Consider the following 23,684-nt stretch of genomic DNA (forward strand, 5'->3'; position numbering starts at 1 on the left):
TACTCCCTACGCCCTACTCCCTTCTACCCAATTAACTAGTGTCCGAACACCGTAGCCGGTTGCCCCTGCGCCGTTGTAGCCATTTTCTTTATCTGTCCACACTGGGCCAGCAATGTCTAAGTGCGCCCAAGGTGTTTCTTTGACGAATTCCTTAAGGAAAAGGGCGGCTGTAATGGAACCACCTGGACGCGGGCCAGTATTTTTCATGTCCGCAATGCCAGACTTTAGCCCTTCAAAATATTTTTCTTCCATTGGCATCCGCCAAATCTTTTCCCCTGAAGTTTGGGCGGCTTTCTCTAGTTGGGAAGCGACAGCATCATCGGGTGTATACAAACCAGCAATATCCTCACCCAAGGCAATGACGTTAGCACCGGTTAGGGTGGCTAAATCCACGATCGCATCTAATCCCAATTTGTCGGCATACACCAAGGCATCTGCTAGGGTCAAACGTCCTTCAGCGTCGGTGTTGTTCACTTCGATTGTTTTGCCGTTTGATGCCGTGAGAATATCTCCAGGGTGCAGGGCGCGACCGCTAATCATGTTTTCAGCCACTGCCGAGATGAAGTGAACCTCAACATCTGGCTTAATTTGAGCAATTGCTTTTGCCGCGCCCAAGATAGCAGCTGCACCGCCCATATCAATTTTCATGGTTTCGATGCCGCTACCAGCACCTTTAATGTTGAGTCCGCCGGAATCGAAGGTTACACCTTTGCCAATAATTGCTAGTTTCTTTTTGGGTGTACCTTCTGGCTTGTAAGTCAGGTGAATGAATTTAGGTGGCAACTCGGAAGCTTGCGCTACTCCCAAAAAAGCACCCATACCCAACTTTTCACAGTCCTCTCTTTCCAGAATTTCTACTTGTAAACCGTAGTCCTTTGCGATCGCTTGAGCAGTTTCTGCCAAAGTAATTGGTGTTACTGCATTAGCTGGTGCTGCTACTAACTCCCGTGCCAAGTTTACCCCTGACACTATTTGATTGGCGCGGGTGATGGCTGCTTCTTGTCCACCGAATCCTAGTAAATCTACGGTTTCTATTTGAGAACCTTTATCTTCTGGTTCTGACTTAAAGCGAATATCTTGGTAAAGCGCCAATTCTACACCTTCTGCGATCGCTTGGGCGCTTGCGGTTGGATCGTTATTCCACAATGGGAAACTGAATCCCAGAATTTTGCTTTTTTGCTTTTTTGCCACTCTGGCTACAGCAGCAGCAGCGCGTCGCAAAGTATCGAGTTTTAGTGCATCTGGTTTCCCTAAGCCTACCAGAATCAATTTCCGCACTGAGCCACCAGGATTCACACGAGTGAAGATGGTACTGTTGGCTTTACCTTTAAATTCTTCTTCAGCAATTAGTTCTTGTAAGACCCCGGAAAACTTTTGATCTAAAGTTGCCAATTCTCCAGTTAACTCTACTGCATCTTCAAATAATCCAATTGCCAAACTATCGCCTGCCCACTCTAGCAAAGGCTTATCACTAGGTTGAATTTTCATTTTGTTTGGGATTTTGTGTAAATATTCCTTCTTGTACCAGTATTGCTCAAAATTCTTGTTTCATGGTGAGGGAAGTGGGAAGTGAGGGAGATAGGGGAGATCAGGGGTCAGTAGCTATAATCTTAGTGCTGAGAGTGTCAATCGATAATACTCTTGAAAATGCATGACATTTTAACCATAATAAATTAGTGGAATGGCAAGTTGAGTTTCATGATGATTTCGAGTCTGAGTTCGATGCTCTACCTCAAGAAGTAAAAAATGAGTTGCTTGCTACGGCTTAGGTTTTAGAAAAGTTTGGCCCACAAGCAAAGCGTCCTCATGTTGATACACTCAAAGGGTCAAAGTACGTAAACATGAAAGAGCTACGATTCTCAGCTTTTGGTGGTGTTTGGCGTGTGGCATTTGCTTTTGACCCATTGAGACAAGCCATTTTATTGGTTGCAGGTGACAAATCCGGCGTTAGCCAAAAAATTTTTTATAAACACTTAATTCAAAAGGCTGATGCACGCTGCAAAAGTCATCTTAAAAAACTAAAACAGGAAGATAAGACGAATGGGTAAAAGCCTAAGAGAAAAAATTAAAGAACAGCCAATAGAAAGCCAAATTAAAATTGAAAGCCGGACTCAGGAATTAATAGCTCAGGAATTAACTAGACAAAAAATTAGACTAGAAAAACAGCAATTTAAAGTTTGAGGTAAAAAGGGAAAAGCTTTTAAAAAAAGAGAGGTAGTTATATTTGGAAAGATTAATGAGATAACATTAATTTAGTAAAACATTATAAAAAGCTGCCAAACTCCAACGACTTGGCAGGATTTAAACTTATTAAAAATGTTTAGCTTCATTCAAAAGGTTGAATCACCTTTAAAGAGCTAGTTCCGTCTTTGATACTCGTGAAGGCTTATAACTCTATTCTTTTACCTCCTCTGGCCAATGCCCAATGCCCCAATTCCATTTGTATCAATATCAAATTTGCTAGCGATCGCTTCTATTATTTCTTGCTCAACTGGTGTAGTCTTATTGTCAAGCTGGGCAATTTTGTAACACTGAGCTAGCAACGGTATAGCAAAATCACGATTCAGCTGATTGAGCAGTACATCTAAAGGCTTGGGCGATTTGATATTTCGGGCAATGGCATCCAAGGAGTTAGGAGTCAGGTTTAGAATTTGTAACTCTGGCAAAATTTCTTCCCAAGTCTTCTCTGGATGACTAGCGAGGATCATGTGAACTAAAATTTGATCCATGACTGCTTCTTGAGCGATCGCAGTTTCTAAATACTTTTCACTCTCTGCTTTTAATGTTGCTAGTGTCTGTGGCGATGCAAGCGAAGTTGATTGATCTAGCTTCGCTTCGTAAAATCGACAAGCAGCATACCCCAATGAATAGATCATCGTCGCATTTGAACTAGCTCCAATTACCGCACCCGCCAAGGGTATATTTCGCAGCAAGCCTAATCCCGCAGCTTTTAAAAGACGCTCTCCACCCAAAGCCAAACCAAAAATTGCCAAAACTTCACCTTTACGCGCAGGATCTTTTAAATCCAACCCGTAGACAGATGCAATTTGATAAAGCATTTCTGATTGCAATTTTGTTGTTGCTGTTAAATCAATTGCCAACAATGCAACTGCAATTCCTGGCAAAATACTTGTTGCTAGTCCCACTGTGCCTGCTTGAGTTGCTTTTTCCACCATAATTCTGTGAGCAATCTGGCTGGGTGATTCATTGGGATACTTTTGCTTGAGCTTATTTACTGCAACTTCTGCTTTTTCCAAATCAATAGCGTTAGTAGAACCAATTAGCCAATTTAGATTTAATACTCCAGATAATTTTCTAATCAGCCAATTTTCGCTCAGGCTATTTACAACCTGGCCGCTACTTTGAGTTGTTTGCTCAATAAACTTATGTGTTTCTTTCGCTGTCGCTTCTCCCACCTCTACTGCTGTGTCTAAAACTGCTTTGCCAGTCTCAGCAACAGTTTTAATAAAAAACTCTACTATAGACGGTTCATTTTCTACTGAGGATTGAGCCTGGATTTGTACTTCTGAAGTTTCTTTGGGTGAATTAACTAATTTATTCACCTCTATTTCTTGGGATTTGTCTGTCATAGCTTGACACCATCTTGTAAAGCCTCTCTCTTTTAGTTGTAGCGAAATATGAGCGGCTCTACATCCCTCTATAAACGTAAATATCAGTTTCAGATTAACTATTTTCTTGTCTGAACAACTGTCTTAATCCATCAACAATAGGAACATATTGCTCAGGGGTAAGTGTTCCCAAATACGCCAAAACTCGATTTATATCTAATCCCCGCGTTTGATCTAGCAAGACAATGGAAGATACAGGCAAACCACCAGTACCAGCTGACAAACGCGTATATAAGCTGGGATTATTGAACGCCCAAGAACCACTCTAGGTAGTTAAAGGTGCAATCATTAGCATTGGATAGCAGACTTCTCCCCAAGGTATACCGACCACTACAGCAGGTCAAGTTCCTTGCTGTTCACGTTCTCTAGGAGTACTAGTAGGCAAAGTTACTATAATTACGTCGCCACATTCAAGCAAATCAGGTTGGAGCATTCTTGCCACCAACAACTTTTAGCCCAACTTGAGGGATATATTCTACTGGCTTGCGTTTTAGCTGTCCTTGGGAACCCCAATCATAAAAGTTTTCTGGAAGTAAATTTCCTTTGCTTTGATTAATTTCGTCATTTAATAATAGCTACAGCTGATGTTTTTCTTATAAAGGAAGATTGGCAATGGCATCTAGAAGTGATTCAAAAGGAATTTGCAGGGGTTTTGAGTTTGTTTAATTAATTTCTATTTGATGCGATGACGCCTGACTCTACCCTCTCACTTCTAGCCCCCTACCTATATCAGCATTACTTTCTAAAAAGTCATTAGCCTTAAGAATTTCATAGAGATTAATACCTTCCTCTAACAAGCAAGCATGTCCGCAATTGGGCAATACCACAATTTTGGTATTTGGTAAGATATTCCCTATCCGCTTCACTTCAGTTACAGAAGGTAAAAGGCGATCGCTAGCACCGGCAATCAACAAAACTGGTTGAGTTAAGCGACTTAACTGCTCGTCATCAATATGAAACTCTCGCAGTAAAGACAACCGCCAATGAACGGTTTCTAGCGGCACAGAACGCATAGTTTTCAGCAGCTCATGGCGATCGCTCCGAGAAATGCGTGGCAAAGATGCTAGAAACGGCAACAACCCCAGTGCCCCAACATCATACAACTCTGATGGCACCAAGTAAGTAAGTTGAGATGCCCAATTCAACCAAGGGCGAAGATGAAAGGACGAAGCTGGGTTAATTAAGATAATTCGCCTAAATAAATGGGGTGATTGGATCGCTACTTTCATTGCCAAGCAACCACCAAAGGACTCACCACACAAGTAAACTGGCCTCTGAGAGCTTTTTTCTAATTCGGCGTCGATCAAGTCCAATACACTCTTAGCTAGCACATCCCAAGTGTTAAGGTCTTTGCGTGGGATCGCCAAACAACGGACATCAAAGCCAGCTTCTAATCCTGCGGTTTGCGATCGCAATAGTTGACCAGTTCCATCCATTCCTGGCAAATATACCAACAACGGATACTCTGGCTTTACTCGTTTAGGAGTCAGGAAACAAGGGTTTAGCTCAACTTCTGGGATAGTCATTGGTCATTAGTCATTAGTCATTGGTCATTAGTCAATGGTATAAAACTTTTGGATTGCTAATTGTTGCTTTTACGAGCTTTGGTACTTTTGAGCAAAAACAAAAAAGGTTTCGGAACAAGCTACTAAAAGTCGTGGAGACAATCCAAAATTCAAAATCGAATGGCTCTAATAGCAACCTTGACGCAGTAAATTGCTAATTTCGCCCTGACAGTGTTCTGTCAGTTCAGCCACAACAGTTCTGGCTTGCTTGCCGTGATATTTTTTCTTGTATTGGGGTGTAATCCAATAAGGGCGACCGATTAATACTGCAACCCGACGATAAAGTACCAGAGGATGCCAACCAGCTTGGTTAAATAAAGGTTCTGAAGGGTCAAATAGACTCAAAAGCCTTAAGGGGAACCCATTCGTGTTTACCTCTTCTAAGGAGGCGATCGCGATCGGCAAAATTGCTAAATCCTGCACATCAGCCCGTAATGCTAAATGGGCAAATCCGCGCTGAAATTCACCCATTTGGTTTGGCTGAGTAAATTTCACCATTGGTGCAGTGCCTTCTGGAAAGACTCCCACCATCTGCCTGGACTGCAACAGCATCTGTGATTGCGAAAAAAAGCTTTGCTGGCGGTTTTGAGTTTCCTCCAAAGGAAAACACCCGAATTGTCCGATGACAATCTCCCGCATTACTGGCACTTGTCCCATGTAGTGATGGCAAGCAAAGCGGATCGGACTCGATAACGCCGCCATTAAAATCAGTGCATCCATAAAGCTGCGGTGATTGCTGACTACCAAAACGCTGGCATCCTGGGGAATGCGATCCTCGTAATAACGAAACATTTGGGTTGAAAGCGCCGCCACTAAAGCGCGAGAAATCTCCAGGGGGCTATTTCGACTCATATTTAATCAATATATTTTTCCGGTAAATATGGCAGTTTATCTAAATTAATTTTTACATTTCTTTACTACTGCCATGACCGTCTTAAGATAGAAATATCTAATCCACAAAACCAGATAGATTTTCCGGATTCTGGATTATGTATTTTTGATCACAATAATTTCTAATATAAAGTATTCAAAAATTTTATGTTTAATTTTGCTCTTGTAAGCAAAAATGAGTTGAATTGATGCATATTACAAAACAATTTTCGCTCTGAAAAATTTGCTACTATTAAGGTATTATTGAAATAAATATAAATAATATTGTATAATTGCTTGGTTTTTCCGATAAAAATAAAACGTTTTATAAGTTAATTTTAATTTTGCATGAATCTAGTGAATAAAAAAGAATTGACATTTGCACTAACAACACCGCTATATTATGTAAACGATGTGCCCCATATAGGCAGTGCTTATACGACGATCGCAGCAGATGTAGTAGCGCGATTTCACAGGCTGCTGGGGCATCAGGTATTACTAATTACAGGTACAGATGAACACGGGCAAAAAATTCAGCGATCAGCAGAAAATTTAGGCAAAGCACCACAAGAGTTTTGCGATGAAATTGTCCCTAGCTTCGTTAATTTGTGGCAGTTACTAGACATTCAATACGATCGCTTTAGTCGGACTACTGCACCTCGTCATGAAGCGATCGTTAAAGAATTTTTTGAGCGAGTTTGGGAATCTGGTGATATCTACCAGGGACAACAACAAGGCTGGTACTGCGTATCCTGCGAAGAATTCAAAGAAGAACGGGATCTGCTAGAAGGACACCGTTGCCCGATTCATACTAACAAAGAAGTCGAGTGGCGAGACGAACAAAACTATTTTTTCCGCTTATCCAAATATCAAACTAAGCTGACAGAATTTTATCAATCTAGACCAGATTTTATTCAACCAGAAAGTCGGCGGAATGAAGTCCTCAGCTTTGTAAATCAAGGGCTGCAAGACTTTTCAATTTCGCGGGTAAATCTAGATTGGGGCTTTCCTGTACCAGTTGATCCCAAGCACACCCTTTATGTGTGGTTTGACGCGCTGTTAGGTTATGTCACAGCATTACTAGAACCAGATGCAGAACCAACTTTAGCAAATGCCTTAGAAACATGGTGGCCGATTAACTTGCACCTAATTGGTAAGGATATTCTGCGCTTCCACGCAGTTTACTGGCCAGCAATGCTGTTGTCAGCTGGCTTACCCTTGCCAGGGCAAGTATTTGGGCATGGTTTTTTGACCAAAGATGGTCAAAAGATGGGCAAAAGTCTGGGTAATACCCTTGATCCTGTCGCGTTAGTTCAACGCTATGGTAGTGATGCCGTTCGTTATTACTTCCTTAAGGAAATCGAATTTGGCAAAGATGGAGATTTTAATGAAGTAAGGTTCATTAATGTTCTGAATGCAGATTTGGCAAATGATTTAGGTAATTTGCTCAATCGCACCTTGAGCATGGTGAAGAAATACTGCGCCCAGAATAATGTCCCATCAATCGGTAATGAAGGAATTCCTGACGAAAATCCTTTGAAAGCAATTGGTTTACGTCTAGGGGAGCATGTAAAACAAGCATACCAGGAGCTAGCTTTCAGTGAAGCCTGCGAGACCATCCTTTCACTGGCGCAAGCCAGTAATAAGTTTATTGATGAACAAGCTCCTTGGTCATTATATAAACAGGGACAGCAGGAGTCGCTAGAAAAAGTTCTGTACGCAGTTCTAGAATCAGTTAGACTAGCAGCTTATCTGCTTTCACCAATTATTCCGAACATTAGTAGCGATATTTATCAGCAGCTAGGCTTTGGAATAAACTTTAACGATCAAATACAAAGTTCACTTACCGCTCCTTTTGCCACCCATGCAACATGGGGGATACTATCTAGTAAACAACAGTTGGGTACACCCCAACCGATTTTTCAGCGAATAGAACTCCCGAAAAACGATTAATCCTTATCAAACTCTGATTTTGTTCAATTTCTTATTTTCTCAAAAAATTTATCGGGGCTGAACTTAAATTAGTCCCGGAACATTATCATAAGCCGCTGTGACTAGCATCTAAAAGTTGGTAATTTGTATCAAAAATAACAGGGATAATAATTGAGGTATCACAATGATGTTGAATAATTTTGAAACCGATTCAATATTTACGCCAGAACAAGTTTTGGAGAATCGGGGTCGGGTCGCTATATTTATTGATGGCTCAAATCTATTTTATGCTGCACTGCAACTAGGGATTGAAATCGATTACACGAAGCTGCTGTGTCGATTAACTGGAGGTTCTAGACTACTACGATCTTTTTTCTACACTGGTGTAGACCGGACAAACGAGAAGCAACAGGGGTTTCTGCTGTGGATGCGTCGCAATGGCTATCGAGTCATTGCTAAGGATCTAGTCCAGCTACCAGATGGCTCTAAAAAAGCTAACCTGGATGTAGAAATAGCAGTAGACATGATGGCGCTAGTTGATTCTTATGATACCGCAGTTTTAGTTAGCGGTGATGGGGATTTAGCTTATGCAGTAAATTCAGTCAGCTATCGCGGCGTGCGGGTAGAAGTGGTGAGCTTGCGTTCGATGACCAGCGACAGCTTAATTAATGTAAGCGATCGCTACATTGATTTAGAAGCCATCAAAGAAGATATTCAAAAAACCCCTCGCCAAAGCTATCCATATCGACCGTTATCTGGTATCGGTTTTTTGGAAGACCCCAGAACTAGTGATGGACACCTAGAAATCCAAGAATAATGGCGTATCAATTTCATCAAAGGGGGAGACAGGGGGAGGGAAAAATTCAAAATTACTCCCCCACTCCTCCCTTCCTTCTTTTGCCTTTAATTTTTTTCTTGATATTTGGTTTAGTAAGCTGTGGGGGTAAATCTCCTACAGCTTCTCAGCAAAATACTGCGGCTTCATCTAATCAAGATAGCAATTTGACTTTCTTTGATGTCACCTTAGAACAAGCAGATGAAGTAGGACGACCGATTTGGAAAGTCAGGGCTAAAACCGCAAAATACACCAAAGAAAAACAAATTGGTCAAGCTGAAAGTCCTTATGGTGAACTATATCAAGATGGCAAAGTAGTTTACCAAATCAAAGCAGATGTCGCAGATATTGAACAAGATGGGAAGCAGTTATTTCTTAAAGGTAAGATATTTGCCACAGATCCTAGTAATGGAATTGTATTGCAAGGTAATGAATTAGAATGGCGTCCCAAAGAAGATTTGTTGATTGTCCGCAAGCAGATTAACGGTAGTCATAAACAACTACAAGCTGTGGCGCAGGAAGCACGAGTTAAAACCCGCGAACAACGCATGGAATTTTCTGGAGGGGTAGTAGCAAATTCCACTGATCCCCAGTTACAAGTAAGAACCGAGCATTTAATCTGGAATATTAAAGAAGAAAAACTGATTGGCGATCGCCCTTTACAAATTGACCGCTACAAAGATAATAAAATTAGCGATCGCGGCAAGGGAAATTCTGCCGAAGTCAACTTAAAAACGAAAATTGCCACTATTCAACAAAATGCTCAATTAGAGTTACTAGACCCACCAGTGCAAATAGTTAGTAACTCTATGACCTGGAACATGAACGCAGAAACTGTCACTACAAATTCCCCTGTGCGGATGTTCCAGCGTGCCGAAAATCTTACCGTTACTGCCAATCAAGGTGAAATGAAAATACCGCAAAAAACGGTTTATTTAACAGGTAACGTCAACGCCATTGGTCAGCGTCGCCAGTCTTTGAAATCTAATACATTAACTTGGTATTTAGACAATAAGTTAGTTGAAGCTCAGGGAAATATAGTTTATCGACAAGTTGACCCACGGTTAAATTTTACAGGTGAAACAGCCGTCGGTAATCTGCAAACAGAAAATATTGTTGTCAAAGGCGGCACTTCTAGCGGTAGGGTAGTAACAGAAATTATTCCCCAAGAAAGAGCCAATCGTCAGTAGTACAGTTAGGGGGAATAGGAAATGATAAAGATGAGGAGCATGAAGGAGTCATTGAACTGCGTTAATTAGTCGAATGGCACTAAGTTAAGCCAGAAAGCCTATATAATGCAGTTTTTTAGCTCTCCCTCATCCCTTGATCTCTCCTCACTCCCCACTTTCACTGAGAGATTTTGGGTTGGTGGAGTACTAGGCTAGGATCTAAGTACTACAAGTCTTTTGATAACCCATGAATGGATCAAACCGATTGGGCAAGGAATCCTTGCCAATATCCCAACAAGCAGAACATTCCCACCATCAGGATACAAACCACGAGCATACAGATCATACTCATGGGGCTAGAGAGTCGGCTCATCCTCACGTCCATAGCGAAGAGTCATTACGGCGAATTGCCAATCGATTATCGCGCATAGAAGGACATGTTCGTGGTATTAAAACAATGGTGCAGCAAAATAGTCCTTGTCCTGATGTTCTACTGCAAATTGCCGCAGTGCGAGGCGCATTAGATCGGGTAGCGCGAATTGTTTTAGATGAACATTTAACTGAGTGTATTGCTAGAGCTGCACAAGAGGGTAATATTGACGTTGAAATTAAACAGTTGAAAGCTGCTTTAGATCGATTTTTACCTTAATAATTAGAAAAATAATGTAAAATACATTCGCCAAATTGGTGATGCACTAACAGCGATGCATCAAAATTCAATAGTGCATTGTGATATTTATGCAACATGATGTTGCGAATTGGTAGACAACCTATTTTAATAGACTTTTCCCAATACGCTTGGGTTAAGCATTTTCTCATTCTCTCTGTGTCCTCTGCGGTAGCCTGCGGCAAGCCCTGCGGGTGACGGACGCTCCTAACGTCACTCTAAGCGTTGGCGCAGCCTCTCGTAGAGAAGCTATGCCGAAGGCGTTGCCTCTTGTAGAGAAGGCCCTAGCCTCTCCCTTTGGGGAAGACCGCGCTGTTTCACCGCTTTACGCTCTACGTTAAAAAAATCGACTTTGACAAAAAGTTTTAACCTTAACCCAAGCGTATTGAGACTTTTCCTCCTTTTCCCTCGTTCCTTGCTTCTAGGAGGTAACGAGAAAATAAAATTATTCTATAAGATAATTTTATGTACAGCAACGATGGTTTTTAGCTAGACTATGAGCATAGAAAATTATCAGTTTTACTATTGTTTAATTGGCAAAGCAGATAAACCACCGATTCTTTTTTTGCATGGCTTCATGGGTAATATAGATGAATTTAATGAAGCCATAAAATTACTATCTGACGAATTTTATTATTTAATAGTTGACCTTCCTGGACACGGCAAAACTCAAGTTTTGGGTGGGGACGACTACTATACAATGGCAAACACTGCTCATGCTTTAATCAACTTGTTAGATGAGTTAAAAATTCCTAAATGCTTTTTAGTTGGTTATTCAATGGGTGGCAGATTAGCTTTATACCTCACCCTGCATTTTCCAGAACGTTTTCATAAAGTTGTTCTAGAGTCAGCTTCCCCAGGTTTGTTAACAGAAGCAGAACGATTAGAACGCATTAAAATTGATACGCAAATAGGCAGAAAATTGACAAGAACCATTGAAAAAAGCGATTTTTACGTTTTCCTGTCAAATTGGTACAATCAGCCGATTTTTGGATATATAAAAAATCATCCAAAATACGAATGCATGATAGAAAGTCGGTTGCAGAATAATCCACATGAATTAGATAAATCATTGCGCTTCATGGGAACTGGATACCAACCTTCTTTGTGGGAAAAGCTACAAGTGAATAAAATTCCTCTGCTTTTACTAGTGGGTGAATATGATAAAAAATTTATCTCTATTAATACAGAAATGGCTAAATTTGAATTTGCAGAACTAAAAATAATTAGTAATGCTGGACATAATATTCACTTTGAAAATACCTTAGCATTTGTGGAAAATATAAAATATTTTTTGTATGCAGCAAGTTAAAAATTAGGATAACCTCATTGCTTCTTTGGCAACTTTTTTACTACCTTAATAGAATGAGTTGGGGATGGTGTTAAATTCGGAACTGTTGGTTGATTAACTGCGGTCAATTCCTCTTGCAACATTTTCTGATAAACCTTAGGCAAAGAGCTACTAACAGAATTATTTTCTATACCATATCCTAGACTTGTCCAAGTGGGAGAGAGTCGCCGCAAAACATCATTTAACTTTCCCTGACGTAGCAGTTGAGAAATATCAGTTCCCCAAACTTTAGAATCATTTAACCAACGGTAAACTACTATATCTTGATATTCTGCTTCAAAACTATAAGCAGTCCAAAACATCATCTGCATCGGTTTTGGATGATAACGGGGAGCTAAACGATACCAAGTAATGTTGATAATTTGATATCTGCCAGCAGCAGTAGAACAATTACCTGTGTTGGGCCCTGTGACAATTGTGACGCATATCTCAGGATGTCGGCTAAGGTCGTTGACTTGCTGTCCACCATATAACAGCGAATAGGGACGATTACCACTTGCCTCACTCGCCGAGATGGTTCGCATTAAAGCGCGGATATAGGGGTCGCCCTGTTTCATCACCAAAGGCGGCTGTTTAACTGCAAAGATGGGATCAGAAGGCGATCGCAAGTCTCCAATATACCATTGCAACAAATATACAAAGCCGAGAAGCGCGGCTATTGGCCCAATAAGTTTTTCAACACCTTTGAATTCAAAGCCTTTCAGAGTCTGACTCCTTTAAATTCGCTCTCTTTGCTAACAAAAATCATCGACGAACTTATTACAGTAAAGTTCACACCTGATTGTTAGTTATCATTCCCCATTTGCTCATTTTTTTAGGAATTAGGAAAAAAGGGCATAAATAAGTATAGCAAGCGAGATACTCCCAACAATGCCGACTCAGTATAAGAGGGTGTTTGGAAAGTCAAAAAAAGCTCAAGTAACAATATTCTGTCAGTAGATAAAAATGCGACAGATTTTAGAGGTTGTACATCATCCCACTCAAACAAAGGCTTTGTCCTTTTGCCCAGACGTTGGGTTGTGGAGCGTAGTAGTGGGAGGGTTTAATTGGTGCTGTCGATTGAGCAAAGACTACAAGGTTTTACCACAGATCTATAAAACATTTGTGCAAGTTGCAATGATTTGGTTAATCTCAGAAGGCTCGCTTAATTAATTTGTTTAATACTTTCCAAATATCCTCTTATGTCTTTCAGCAGGGCAAACGCATCTAAATTACTCTTGATCACGACGAAGGTTAAGAACCAACGAAAAAATCTTTCCTTTCGCGTTTGATTATTTTTTAAGCCCCAAAGTGATGCCTGCGGTTCTTGCTAGCTAACGCCTAAAGTTTTCGCAATAAGCAAGAGTTAATGATATTATTTTAAGATATATTGAGAATAGATTTTGCTTATAGACATGATGCGGCCGCCCTGAGTCTTTCAGGCATTGATGCTGTAACAGGTCAAAAGCAGCAAAAAAAATGACCGTGAAATTAAAGGCATAGCTCAATACAGTTCAGTTAGCACCAAAAGCCTTGTGATTTATGGATTTGTCGAAAACAAGCGTGCCATTCTCCCTTGGTCTTAGCCTCTCCCAAAAGGAGAAGGGGAGCCACTGCGTTGCGGTGCGTCCAGCGCTCTTTGGCGGGTTTCCCACCGTAGGCGACTGGCGAACCCGCAGGGGGGTTCCAAGAGTTGTAGCAAGTGGCGTGAGACGCGCAAGGGACAAGCCGGGAAACCCTAGTCGAGCAGTGGCTCCCCAACCTACGCTAGTTTTGGTTTTTGGCTTTAACCCAAGCGTATTGTTCTATAAATCCCAAAATAACGATCGCATTTTTTGTTGTCGTGAAAAATGGGGTGCGTTCACGTAAATGTAAAGCGATCGCTTGTCTGTGAACGAGAAAGCGATCGCTTTAGAAAGTGGAATCAAGGGCGGTCAATTTAGATGAGGTAAGCTACTTGACAAAGTGCGACACCGAATAGCCCGCACTTCTGTGCGAGATGCTGCGCGTAGCAAGATCCACGAAGTGGTACGACAAGCCCAGTGACCATCGTAGACATCGCTTTTCCATGAAGATGTGAGCCGATCATTTTGGGGAATAGAATCCTGTCTGTGGAATATCAGCACTGTTGAAATAGCTCCTTAAAGCTTTTTGAGGCTGCTTCAGGTTTGGCAACAATCTCGACAATTTTATTGCGTGCGGCTGCTTCAAACAGCGCCTCAACAGCAACTTGGGCTACTTTTTGTCTGGGTATACTACCGTCGAACAGTGTATCAGCACTCTGCATCATGATCGCGTCGGAGTTATCTTCATTCTTCAACCCACCAGGCCGCACAATCGTATAGGTAAGACCACTTTTCTGGATATACTCTTCAGCTTGCTTTTTCCACACTAAAATCAGCCAAAACAAGTTCAGTGGATGGAATAACTGCGAAGTACACAAAGAAGAAACAAAGACGAAATGCTCAATTCCCTTTGCCTTGGCAGCATTTACTAAATTTTTAGTCCCTTCAAAATCCACCTTATAGGGGCCAGTGGGGTCAAAACTAGGTTTTGCCCCAGTAGCAACCAACAGAACTGTGCTATCTCCCAACGCAGCAGTTATGCTTTCTGGTTGTAATACGTCGCCTACCACTAATTCGGCTTCAGGAGAGAGAATACCCCTAGCTTTCTCTATATCCCGCACTAAAGCCCGGACGGGAATATTCCGCGCTATCAACTCTTGCACAATCCGGCGACCTGTTTCACCTGTTGCCCCTGCTACAAATGCTTTCATGAGAAATGCTATCCTGGGAAACTATTGTGTGCTTGTTCAGTTCTTTATTTTAGTAATTCTATGCAGTTGATGGCAGATTAATGAGGTTTCGGTCAAAATGGGATCTTAGTGCGAAATCACCCAGGAATGTGGGGAATCATTAATATAGACGAACGCCAAAGTATACAGTAATGCATTTATGCTCTCAACAAACGGCGAATATAAATCCTGGGAAATAACAGAAGCAGTTTTACCTGTAGCTTCCAGCCAACAAGAAGCCGAGGACACATTAACAGAAGCAAATGTAGCGACGGTCACAAAATTTTATGGTCGTTATCAAGATTTTATGGAAATGCCTGCTCCAGTAGAGAAAGTTGCTGAGTATCTTAATACTCACGCCTCATGGTTTTCGCGTTGCGCTCAACCCATGAAGGTGCATTCACTTGGAGAAAATGGCTACGCTTTAGTAATTGGTCGTTTTGGTGCTTTTGGTTATGATGTAGAACCTAAAATTGGTTTGGAATTGTTGCCTCCAGAGGAGGGTATTTACCGCATCCGTACAATCCCTATTCCTGACTACCAACCGCCTGGTTATGATGTAGACTATCGGGCATCTCTACAGTTAATAGAAACCGATGCTTCCAGTAGCATTGGTGAAGTTACCAGAGTTGAATGGGAATTGGATTTAATAGTTGATTTGCACTTTCCCAGGTTTATTCAGCGATTACCCAAGTCTATAATTCAATCTACAGGCGATCGCTTACTTAACCAAATCGTCCGCCAAGTCTCCCGCCGCTTAACTCGCAAAGTTCAGGAAGATTTTCATAAATCTTTGGAAATACCCTTTGGTGCTAACTCCAAGCAAAAGCGGTGAGTCAACAGTAATTTGTCAGTTGTCATTAGTTTATGACAACTGACAAATGACAAAGGACAAAGCACTACTTAACTATGCTTGAGTCAGAATTCTTTGGACAATTTGCACGCCAGTAACAGCCTGCCAAGCAAAAAGCCCCAAAAGGATAAAATTTAACAAAATGTGAGTTGCACGTGCCCAATTTGCCCCTTTCTGCATATAAGGAGACAAAGCAGCAGAAAATGCAATCAAACTCATCATACCCAGCCCTGCTAGTAGGTGAGACCCGAAAAATAACTTACCATTATTGATGTAAGTGACAAGCATAGCAGCGATCGCACCTGCCACCATCAAAGCTAAGAGTATAGACCCCATTTGGTAGTGTCTGACGTTATATCTACCTTTAATCAGTTCTTTCTTTTCTTCCCCCTGAGCATTTCTGGTACGCTGTACTTGCAGCCCCAAATAGGCAGCATAAATTGAGAGTGCTAATAGCGCCCACATGAGCACCGGATGAATGAAGTTCAGCCAATATTTTACCGACGCAGAAAGTTCCAGACTCATCGTGTTCTCGCCCAATTATTAAATCTTCATAAAAATTAGCATAATTCTATTTTCTGTGCTTAAAGTTGCACAAACTAAAAGAGGCTAAGAAAGAGTAGAGTGAAGCCTCCCTCGCTTTAATTTTCAATTTTCATCAAGCTAATAGCCAGAATGTTTACCAAGACTGCTTTTATTAAATTTTAATTTAGAATCAGTGAATTTTGAATTGTATAACCCTCTTGCCAAAGTGGATAAACAATCTCAGACTAAATTTTGAGGGTAGACGAACAAAACCCCTTGTGTGGGATCTCATCCATGACTGAAAACAACGATACTTTGCTGCTAAAAGCAGCTAAAAGCGGGGATATTAAGCATCTGTGTGCGCTACTGGCTGCTGGTGCCTTGGTGGACGCGTGCGATCGCCAAGGCACGACGGCGTTAATGTTTGCTGCCAATTTAGGCTACACCGAAATTGTGCGATCGCTGCTAGATGCTGGGGCAAATATCAACTTGCCCAGAAAACTCTATGGTTTGACGGCTTTGATGTTGGCGGCTAGTGCTAAAGAGCTTGACATTTTGCAGCTTTTACTATCCAAAAGTGCTGATGTCAATGCCACTAATGAAGATGGCAGCACAGCTTTAATGGCAGCTGTAGTTAAAGGTCATGTCGATGTAGTGCGAGTCTTATTGGCTGCTGGTGCAAAGGTGAATATCGCAGATAAAGATGATGATACTGCGTTGAAACTCGCCGTTAAGCAGGGACAAATACAAGTTTTACAAGCAATTCTCCAAACTGGTGTCGATGTCAATATCCGAGATGAGGAGGGTGAGACACTCTTAACATTAGCAGCAGATTTAGGACATTTGGAGGTTGTGGAAGTACTGCTGGCGGGGGGGGCTGATGTGAATCTGAAAAACGCTGATGGTGCAACTGCCCTATCGGCAGCAGTAGCGGCTGGACACAGTGCGATCGCAGCAGCTTTACTAAATCGAGGTGCTGAAATTAATCTCCAAGACCAAGATGGTGAAACAGCCCTACACCTTGCCGTTGTGGAAGGCTACATTGATGTCGTGCAAGTGTTGCTTAACAGGGGTGCAGATGTCCAAATTAGGAACCACCTGGGTGATACGCCACTGCTTGTAGCAGCATTGCAGGGACACAGCCATATCGTCGAAGCATTGCTGCATTCCGGGGCAGATATTACTGAGAAAAACCTCGGTGAAGTAGCTTTGACGCTGGCTGCATCACAGGGACATACCCAAACAGTGAAAGTGCTGCTAGACTATGGTGCTGATGTCAACACTCCGGGCGATGATGGCAAAACTGCTTTGATCAAGGCAACCGAACGCAAGCACACAGAGATAATACATTTGTTGCTGGCAAAGGGGGCAGATGTGAATTTTCAAGACTCAGCGAAGGCAACAGGATTGATGTGGGCTGCCTCAGCAGGTTACGGCGAAATTGTGCAGTTATTACTGCAAGCTGGGGCAGATGTGAATTTGAAAAACCGAGGTGGTTATACTGCTTTAATGATTGCAGAATTTAATGGTTATAAGAATGTGGTGCGGAGTCTGCAAAAAGCTGGAGCGCAAGAATAGCTAATAGCCATCTAAAATCTTTTGTTTCTTGATTTGCCATGATGATAAAAGAGACGATAACAATTCTTCTAATTTATTAATTGCAAGCTCCTCTATTAGTTGAGGCTCAAGAAACAGCTAATTTACCAATCGTTGTCAGTAGTGTCGATAACAGTCCCGTCCTCCAAAGTCAACTCTATAGGCATACCAGTAAAATCGACGGTCTTGACATTTTTGGCTCCAGTCAGATCGGGACTAAATGCATCGCCAACTCTGATTACAGCACGAAACAAGTTAGCCCCTCTCATATTAGTACCATCCAACTCGGCCCACTCCAGCAAGGCTTCGGTCAAATTAGCCCCACTCAAGTCGGTATTGGTGAGATTGCTTTTACTCAAATCAGCACGGGTCAAGTTGGCATTACTCAAGTTGGCTCCAGCCAAATTAACCCCTCTCAAGTCAGCCTCAGTCAAATCGGCACCACTAAAGTTAATACCACTCAAATCGGAAGTGATTCCCTGGCGGTAGGGTTCGGCATAAGCATCAACGTCAAAGCGGCGGTGGACTCCACTAAGATTAGCTCCTTTGAGATCGACCCGGCTAAAATTTCTTTCCCCAGCAGCGTAACGTCTCAGCAATTCTTTACCATTCACAATTCGCCTTTTGCATCAATTAATACATATAAAGATAACTCACTTAACCTCTTCGGCCCCACCTTCAGGGGTATAACTGCTTCTTAGTCTAAACTCCAGACATTACATGAGTACTACAAAAGTTTTTCGGCGCTTAAACCCTTATTTTTTAGTTAAGTGGTTGCTTAACTCACTTTTCAAATTGCCAAGTAACCACTCAATAAAATTTTTACACGATAAGCTTTTTAAGCTTAACTCGGTTTTCTGTTCCAATGATTCTCATGCTCTAGAAACAAAGAAAGCAAAACTCCGTCGTAGCTGTTGTGAACTTGCTACGGCGGAGAAAGGAAAAATTAAAACGCTAAGAAAGAGCAGGCCAAATGCTTGCGTCACAAGGATAGAAAGAAAGCAAAAATGAAGAAGTAAATTTACCTTTTACTTTTTCCCTTGTACATTTTACCTAGTCTCCCCCTCGGCGTTTCCTACTGTGCTAGATGTGCAAAATATATAGTTTTTACTTGAACATAAAAGTATTCTAACGATCATTTTTTATGTATTATCTTAAAGGCTAAATACAACCAATTCACCAAAAAAGGTTGATGTGCGACCATTTAGGCGATCGCTACGGAAATTCAAAGAAAAAATAAATAAAAAATTAAATATAGTAGAATCCCTGTGGTGAATCACCAGTCATCATCGGTTTAATTATGACTTGACAAAGCAAAAATGGCTAATAACTATAAAATTTGCAGAACAACTAGTGTCATATCATCAGTGTTTTGCTTATCAGCACCAATGAATTGCTCAACTTGGTCAAATAGGTAATCCACAATCTCCTCTGGCCCATTGCAGTACTTGCAAGCCGTATTGAAGCCAGCGACAAAGTTATCTTCATCGAAGCGATCGCCATCAGCAGCTGGGGCATCGGTCAAGCCATCTGTATAGTAAATAATTGTATCCCCAGGCTCTAACTGTGCCTGGGCATCTTCATATTGGCTGTTAGCATCCAAACCGATTAGCATTCCTAGAGTATCTAAACGGCTAACAGTTTTCGTGGCTGCGTGCCACCACAAGGGAGGATTGTGTGCCGCATTGCTATAAGATAAAATTCGGCTGTGGGGATTATATTCTGAATAAAATAGCGTTACAAAGCGGTGGGAATTTTCCAAATCCGCATACATAACTCTATTTAAGTTTTGTAGAATTCCGGCAGGGGAATTACCATGTAGCACTTCTCCCCGTAACATTCCCCGCATCATCGTCATAATCAGCCCAGCCGGAACACCTTTGCCCATGACATCTCCAATAACCAAACCCCAGCGACTAGTTTCCGTACTGCCTTTGGTCTTGGGCTGAATCTTATTATGATTGGTAGCAATAAAGTCATAGTAGTCCCCGCCGACGCGATTGGCAGGTTTACAACGTGCCGCCAGGACTGCACCAGGAATTATGGGACATTGACGTGGCAAAAGTCGCCGTTGAATTTCTGCGCCAATTTCTAGTTCTTGGTCTAGGCGTTCTTTTTTTCTTAGTTCTACAGCTAGTTCATCGTTTTCGATCGCTACTGCTGTTTGGTCTGCTACTAACCTAACTAACTTTTGCCTGGTTTCTGTCCAACTATATTCTGGATCGCGGCTCAAGACATAGAGCCATCCTCGTTCTGTATGCTTCACCAGAATCGCCGTACCAAAGATTTGCACATCTGGTCCCAGATGGCGATGCATCTGGTCATCCAAAATCCCCGTGGCATTAGCTAGAGGGGCAGCATTGGGTAGAAGCGTGATTTGACTGCTGGCTATTTCTAGCGCTTTGCGGATATTTTTTCGCTGGCGACTATCTTGCCAATGTAACTGCTCTAATCTTACTTGACCATTAGGTTTGTAGAGAAACAGGGCGCTGCCGTCTGCATCTGTCACTCTTGTTGCCATCAGTGGTATCAGTTCCAAAAACTGATTCAAATTATTGAAACTTCTCAGGGCAAATCCTAAAGAACTTAGCAAATCTTGAATTTTGTTCTGTTCCCGGTGCAACCTTGCCACGAGTTCTTTGAGTGCTACGACTGGTGTGACATCTGTCGCGGCACTACTATTGTTGTCAATGGGTTGAGAGGGCAGTTGAGACACAGGCACAGGTACTATTGCACTTTATATTGGCAGATTTTAGATTACTTATAAATCTTTTGGCTTTGGCATTGCTAAACCATATTTAGACAAGACTTGTCACTTTAGCAAGAGTATAAAGACGTAACAGGCAACTTTTATCAGTATTTTATTTGCTTATTGTATTTCTGATGGAATATTTGTAATTTCAAATCATGTATTTTTAGTCAAAAACCAACCCGTAAAAATTACTATAGCAATCCGATTTGATTTCTGAACTTCTTTGCGTAGGCAGGGAGTGAGGAAGTAGGGAGTAGGGAATCAGCCGTTTCGAGTTGTACGGAGTTTTTTTTTAAATCAAATAGGAGTCCTATAGTTTCAGTGATAGTTAAGAAAGCTTTTCATTTTTTCATAACTTAATTACCAAAGCATATCTCTAAAGTCATAAAAATACTTTATTAAAAAAATAACTCATAACGTTTCCAGAGTAACTGTTTTGGCAGAGGCAACTAGGAGACTGGAAGTTTTTTGAGTAAAAACCTCGATTTACTACAAAAAATATTTGTAGATACTTTCGCAAGTAGGAGCTGAGAATACACCTGGGAGTGTTGAATCAGCTTACTTACATCAATTCGCTTTTTGAGTCCACAGTGGACGATTTTCCGAAGTTATGATCGTCGGAAACCGTCTTTTTCCTGATGTCGGCGCTGGGCAAACAGATGATGCTCGTACTCCTACTTTTAAGTAAGTTAGGTGCAGTGTGCAGCTCTGCCAACTCGCTAACGCAGTTTTTTCTCCTGTCGGAGACGCTCTTGCTAGCTTACTTCGATCAAGAGTACAAGTCGCTATAGCCAACACCAGTCACCTACAAAGACAAACCCTCCCACAGTGCTGGACTTATCTGTGCTGGCTCCCCAACGCACTGTTGACCGCTCAGAATGCTGTCCATCTTGCAATAGTTGTATTTGTATGGGTGAGCGTCTCGCTTGCCCTTTAAATTGCTGCAAGATGGAAGCTTCGGGGGTTTTGTGTGTTGCAACTAAATGCCCATTCAGAGCGTTAAAAAAAGGCATTAGCTTGAGATTTTAGCAAAAGTTATGCATTTATTGTGACAAACTCATGATTTATGGACTTGATCTGTTTCTAATGAGTTCAAGTGATAATACCAGATCCGTCATCCTTAAATTTATCAGTTGTCAAGAAAAATATTTAAGCAAGAGGCAGTTCCTTGAAGGGGGCTAAAAGCTTGGGTAAATCACCCTAACATCGAGCCGTGAAATGAAGGGGAGAACATCTTCTTACGTTCCCCACTTCTAATAAGTGGTTCTCGAATTGATTGGGTGGTTACTGAGCGTAGCCGAAGTGTCGAATCCCAATTCTTTTCCTTCTCCCAAACTTTGAGCTAAGAGCTCCCTTGCCTCTTCCTCAACTCAAAATTTTTCAATTAGCCACTCAAGAGAGCCTCGACAAACTCATAGCTAGAAAAGGGGCGCAGGTCTTCAATTCCTTCGCCAGCACCAATAAAGCGAATGGGTAAACCTAGCTGTTGCACAACGGCAAGGGCAACGCCGCCTTTGGCTGTACCATCGAGCTTAGTTAAGACAACGCCACTCAGTTGGGCAGCTTGAGAGAAAACTTCGGCTTGCCGTAGTCCATTTTGTCCTAAAGTGGCATCTAGAACTAAAAGAGATTCTACTTTGGCATTTGGGGCTTTTTTGTCGATAATTCGCCGGATTTTGCTAAGTTCGTCCATTAAATTTTTCTTGTTTTGCAGTCGCCCAGCTGTATCAACCAGAAGTAATTCGGTTTGACGCGCTTGAGCGGCAGCGATCGCATCAAATACAACTGCTGCCGGATCTGTATTCTTTCCCGGATTGGAAATTACTTCCACACCGCTTCTACTACCCCAAACCTTTACCTGCTCCACGGCGGCGGCGCGGAAGGTGTCTGCTGCCCCAATCAAGCATTTATAACCAGATTTTTGTCCCAGATGGGCAATTTTGCCGATGGTGGTAGTTTTACCGGCACCATTCACCCCAGTGATTAACCAAATATTCAAGGTTTCTTTTTCTGGGGTAAAGGTAGTTTTCTGGGATGTTTTGCTTGGCGCATCCAGCATATCCCGGAGGATTTTTTTCAGGTAAGCGATCGCTTCTTCAGGTGCAGTAACTTCTTCTCGAAGTTTTGTCTGTAGGGCATTGATAATAAAGTCTGTCGCTTCTACACCCACATCAGCTTGCAGGAGCAATGCCTCAATTTCTGTCACAGCAGCTTGGTTTAGCGGTCCTTGACCAACGATCGCCTTAAGTTGGTTAAGAATGCTACGACGAGTTTTGTCTAACCCTTGCCTGAGCTTTTTCAGCCAGGTAATTTCCTCAACAGAAACATCTTCTGGACTTCTACCTTGAGCTGCTAAAACTTTCGCCGACCAGACAAACCCATCATCAAATACCAGTCCAGGAATTTCCTCTCCTGTCTCTGAAGTTGCAGCTACTGGCTGTACTACCTCTGGTTCTGGAACTTCAATGGCGGTGGCCATTAGTTGTTCCAGCTTGGCTTGCCGTTCTGCCGCCGCCCGTTCTAAGAAGGATAGTGCTGTTGGCTGTGTTGCCTCTGGCGTAGCTAGTGATTCGGTGAGCGTTGGTTCAGCTTCATTTGCCGTGAGTTCTGGGCTGGAGACATCTTGATCAGCAATTGCTGCTACTGAGGAATCTTCTGTAATTTCTTCTTCAGTAGCAGCTTGAATAACTTCTGGCTGTGCTGTTTCTAGGGTTGTACTAACAGGTTCCTCAATTACTTTTGGTTCGGTAATTTCCGCAATTGCCGTTTCTGCGGGTTCAGGTTGTGCTGATGCTGGTGAGGCATCTGCTGAATCTGCAGGGGTTTCTACTACCTCGGCTTGTTGTTTTTGCTGAATATTTTTGTAAGCAGCTTTAGCAAACGCTAACAAGTCTATCGTTGTGTCTGGAGCAGTTTCAGCAGTTGGTGTTAACGTTTCGGCTGGCTCTGGCTGAGGTTCTTGTGCAGGAGGAGTTTCTTGCTGTTTATTATCAGAGGGAGTGTCAGAGGAATCGTTATATTTACGACGGAACCAATTAAAAACCATTGCAGCAGTATTAGTTATATGAGTTTAATAGTTATAAGTTATGAGTTTAATTTAACTTGGGGCATTGGGCATTGGGCACTTGTACTGAGCGAACGCGAGTGCGTCTCGTAGAGAAGTCGAA

The 23,684-nt window shown here is 42.0% G+C and carries 22 protein-coding genes and 1 pseudogene; 11 read left to right on the forward strand and 12 right to left on the reverse strand.

The window, feature by feature from the left end:
• Positions 1-6: 6 nt before the first annotated feature.
• Entirely contained in the window at positions 7-1,488 is a 1,482-nt protein-coding gene (locus ACFFAP_RS18485; RefSeq protein ID WP_375512565.1) for a leucyl aminopeptidase, read from the reverse strand.
• A gap of 188 nt (positions 1,489-1,676) precedes the next feature.
• Here ACFFAP_RS18485 and ACFFAP_RS18490 point away from each other — a divergent pair.
• Positions 1,677-2,048: pseudogene (locus ACFFAP_RS18490) on the forward strand (type II toxin-antitoxin system RelE/ParE family toxin).
• Positions 2,041-2,181, forward strand: a complete 141-nt coding sequence (locus ACFFAP_RS18495; protein ID WP_375512566.1) for a hypothetical protein — start codon at positions 2,041-2,043, stop codon at positions 2,179-2,181. Before ACFFAP_RS18490 ends, ACFFAP_RS18495 begins: the two are co-directional and overlap by 8 nt.
• A gap of 221 nt (positions 2,182-2,402) precedes the next feature.
• Here the strand turns inward: ACFFAP_RS18495 and ACFFAP_RS18500 are convergent, their stop codons facing one another.
• From ACFFAP_RS18500 to ACFFAP_RS18515, 4 genes are all read right to left on the reverse strand, one after another.
• Entirely contained in the window at positions 2,403-3,590 is a 1,188-nt protein-coding gene (locus tag ACFFAP_RS18500) for a YcjF family protein (protein WP_375512567.1), read from the reverse strand.
• Between the two features lie 94 nt (positions 3,591-3,684).
• Entirely contained in the window at positions 3,685-3,852 is a 168-nt protein-coding gene (locus ACFFAP_RS18505) for a hypothetical protein (RefSeq protein WP_375512568.1), read from the reverse strand.
• Between the two features lie 475 nt (positions 3,853-4,327).
• On the reverse strand, positions 4,328-5,155 hold the full coding sequence (locus ACFFAP_RS18510; protein ID WP_375512569.1) for an alpha/beta fold hydrolase: 828 nt from the start codon (positions 5,153-5,155) through the stop codon (positions 4,328-4,330).
• Between the two features lie 165 nt (positions 5,156-5,320).
• Positions 5,321-6,046 carry a lysophospholipid acyltransferase family protein gene (locus tag ACFFAP_RS18515; protein WP_375512570.1) on the reverse strand — a complete coding sequence of 242 codons (726 nt, stop codon included), beginning with the start codon at positions 6,044-6,046 and terminating at the stop codon, positions 5,321-5,323.
• Positions 6,047-6,412: 366 nt separating this feature from the next.
• Between ACFFAP_RS18515 and metG the strand changes: the two genes are divergently transcribed.
• The 6 genes from metG (at position 6,413) to menH (ending at position 11,979) form a co-directional block, all read left to right on the forward strand.
• Positions 6,413-8,017 carry a methionine--tRNA ligase gene (metG, locus tag ACFFAP_RS18520; protein ID WP_375512571.1) on the forward strand — a complete coding sequence of 535 codons (1,605 nt, stop codon included), beginning with the start codon at positions 6,413-6,415 and terminating at the stop codon, positions 8,015-8,017.
• 166 nt (positions 8,018-8,183) lie between these two features.
• Entirely contained in the window at positions 8,184-8,813 is a 630-nt protein-coding gene (locus tag ACFFAP_RS18525) for an NYN domain-containing protein (protein ID WP_041565095.1), read from the forward strand.
• Positions 8,813-10,021 (forward strand): LPS export ABC transporter periplasmic protein LptC, encoded by a 1,209-nt coding sequence (gene lptC, locus ACFFAP_RS18530; protein WP_375512572.1) that lies wholly within the window; start codon positions 8,813-8,815, stop codon positions 10,019-10,021. Before ACFFAP_RS18525 ends, lptC begins: the two co-directional genes overlap by 1 nt.
• 226 nt (positions 10,022-10,247) lie before the next feature.
• Positions 10,248-10,649, forward strand: a complete 402-nt coding sequence (locus ACFFAP_RS18535; protein ID WP_375512573.1) for a metal-sensing transcriptional repressor — start codon at positions 10,248-10,250, stop codon at positions 10,647-10,649.
• Positions 10,650-10,861: 212 nt separating this feature from the next.
• A complete protein-coding gene (locus ACFFAP_RS18540) occupies positions 10,862-11,008 on the forward strand; it encodes a hypothetical protein (RefSeq protein WP_375512574.1) in 147 nt (48 codons plus the stop codon).
• Positions 11,009-11,163: 155 nt separating this feature from the next.
• The gene (gene menH / locus ACFFAP_RS18545) at positions 11,164-11,979 is read left to right on the forward strand and encodes a 2-succinyl-6-hydroxy-2,4-cyclohexadiene-1-carboxylate synthase (protein ID WP_375512575.1); all 816 of its coding nucleotides are present in this window, start codon (positions 11,164-11,166) and stop codon (positions 11,977-11,979) included.
• A 14-nt stretch (positions 11,980-11,993) separates the two neighbouring features.
• On the opposite strand, the gene ACFFAP_RS18550 is transcribed toward menH, so the two are convergent.
• A complete protein-coding gene (locus ACFFAP_RS18550; protein ID WP_375512576.1) occupies positions 11,994-12,647 on the reverse strand; it encodes a glycoside hydrolase in 654 nt (217 codons plus the stop codon).
• Between the two features lie 892 nt (positions 12,648-13,539).
• Here ACFFAP_RS18550 and ACFFAP_RS18555 point away from each other — a divergent pair.
• Positions 13,540-13,866 carry a hypothetical protein gene (locus ACFFAP_RS18555; protein WP_375512577.1) on the forward strand — a complete coding sequence of 109 codons (327 nt, stop codon included), beginning with the start codon at positions 13,540-13,542 and terminating at the stop codon, positions 13,864-13,866.
• A gap of 250 nt (positions 13,867-14,116) precedes the next feature.
• Here ACFFAP_RS18555 and ACFFAP_RS18560 read toward each other — a convergent pair whose 3' ends face one another.
• Complete coding sequence (locus ACFFAP_RS18560; protein WP_375512578.1) at positions 14,117-14,773, reverse strand: NAD(P)H-binding protein; 657 nt, start codon at positions 14,771-14,773, stop codon at positions 14,117-14,119.
• A gap of 178 nt (positions 14,774-14,951) precedes the next feature.
• On the opposite strand from ACFFAP_RS18560, the gene ACFFAP_RS18565 reads away from it, so the two are divergent.
• Positions 14,952-15,626, forward strand: a complete 675-nt coding sequence (locus ACFFAP_RS18565; RefSeq protein WP_375512579.1) for a DUF1997 domain-containing protein — start codon at positions 14,952-14,954, stop codon at positions 15,624-15,626.
• Between the two features lie 72 nt (positions 15,627-15,698).
• Here ACFFAP_RS18565 and ACFFAP_RS18570 read toward each other — a convergent pair whose 3' ends face one another.
• The gene (locus ACFFAP_RS18570) at positions 15,699-16,169 is read right to left on the reverse strand and encodes a DUF4079 domain-containing protein (protein WP_375512580.1); all 471 of its coding nucleotides are present in this window, start codon (positions 16,167-16,169) and stop codon (positions 15,699-15,701) included.
• Positions 16,170-16,463: 294 nt separating this feature from the next.
• Here ACFFAP_RS18570 and ACFFAP_RS18575 point away from each other — a divergent pair, with 294 nt between their 5' ends.
• Positions 16,464-17,747: an ankyrin repeat domain-containing protein gene (locus tag ACFFAP_RS18575; RefSeq protein ID WP_375512581.1), complete on the forward strand. Its 1,284-nt coding sequence runs from the start codon at positions 16,464-16,466 to the stop codon at positions 17,745-17,747.
• Between the two features lie 122 nt (positions 17,748-17,869).
• On the opposite strand, the gene ACFFAP_RS18580 is transcribed toward ACFFAP_RS18575, so the two are convergent.
• From ACFFAP_RS18580 to ftsY, 4 genes are all read right to left on the reverse strand, one after another.
• Positions 17,870-18,379, reverse strand: a complete 510-nt coding sequence (locus ACFFAP_RS18580; protein WP_375512582.1) for a pentapeptide repeat-containing protein — start codon at positions 18,377-18,379, stop codon at positions 17,870-17,872.
• A gap of 716 nt (positions 18,380-19,095) precedes the next feature.
• Entirely contained in the window at positions 19,096-20,487 is a 1,392-nt protein-coding gene (locus ACFFAP_RS18585) for a PP2C family protein-serine/threonine phosphatase (RefSeq protein WP_375512583.1), read from the reverse strand.
• An 815-nt stretch (positions 20,488-21,302) separates the two neighbouring features.
• Positions 21,303-21,530, reverse strand: a complete 228-nt coding sequence (locus tag ACFFAP_RS18590; RefSeq protein ID WP_375512584.1) for a hypothetical protein — start codon at positions 21,528-21,530, stop codon at positions 21,303-21,305.
• A 371-nt stretch (positions 21,531-21,901) separates the two neighbouring features.
• Entirely contained in the window at positions 21,902-23,563 is a 1,662-nt protein-coding gene (ftsY, locus tag ACFFAP_RS18595) for a signal recognition particle-docking protein FtsY (RefSeq protein WP_375512585.1), read from the reverse strand.
• Positions 23,564-23,684: the final 121 nt, after the last annotated feature.

The organism is uncultured Nostoc sp. (genome assembly GCF_964245575.1).
GTDB lineage: Bacteria > Cyanobacteriota > Cyanobacteriia > Cyanobacteriales > Nostocaceae > Nostoc.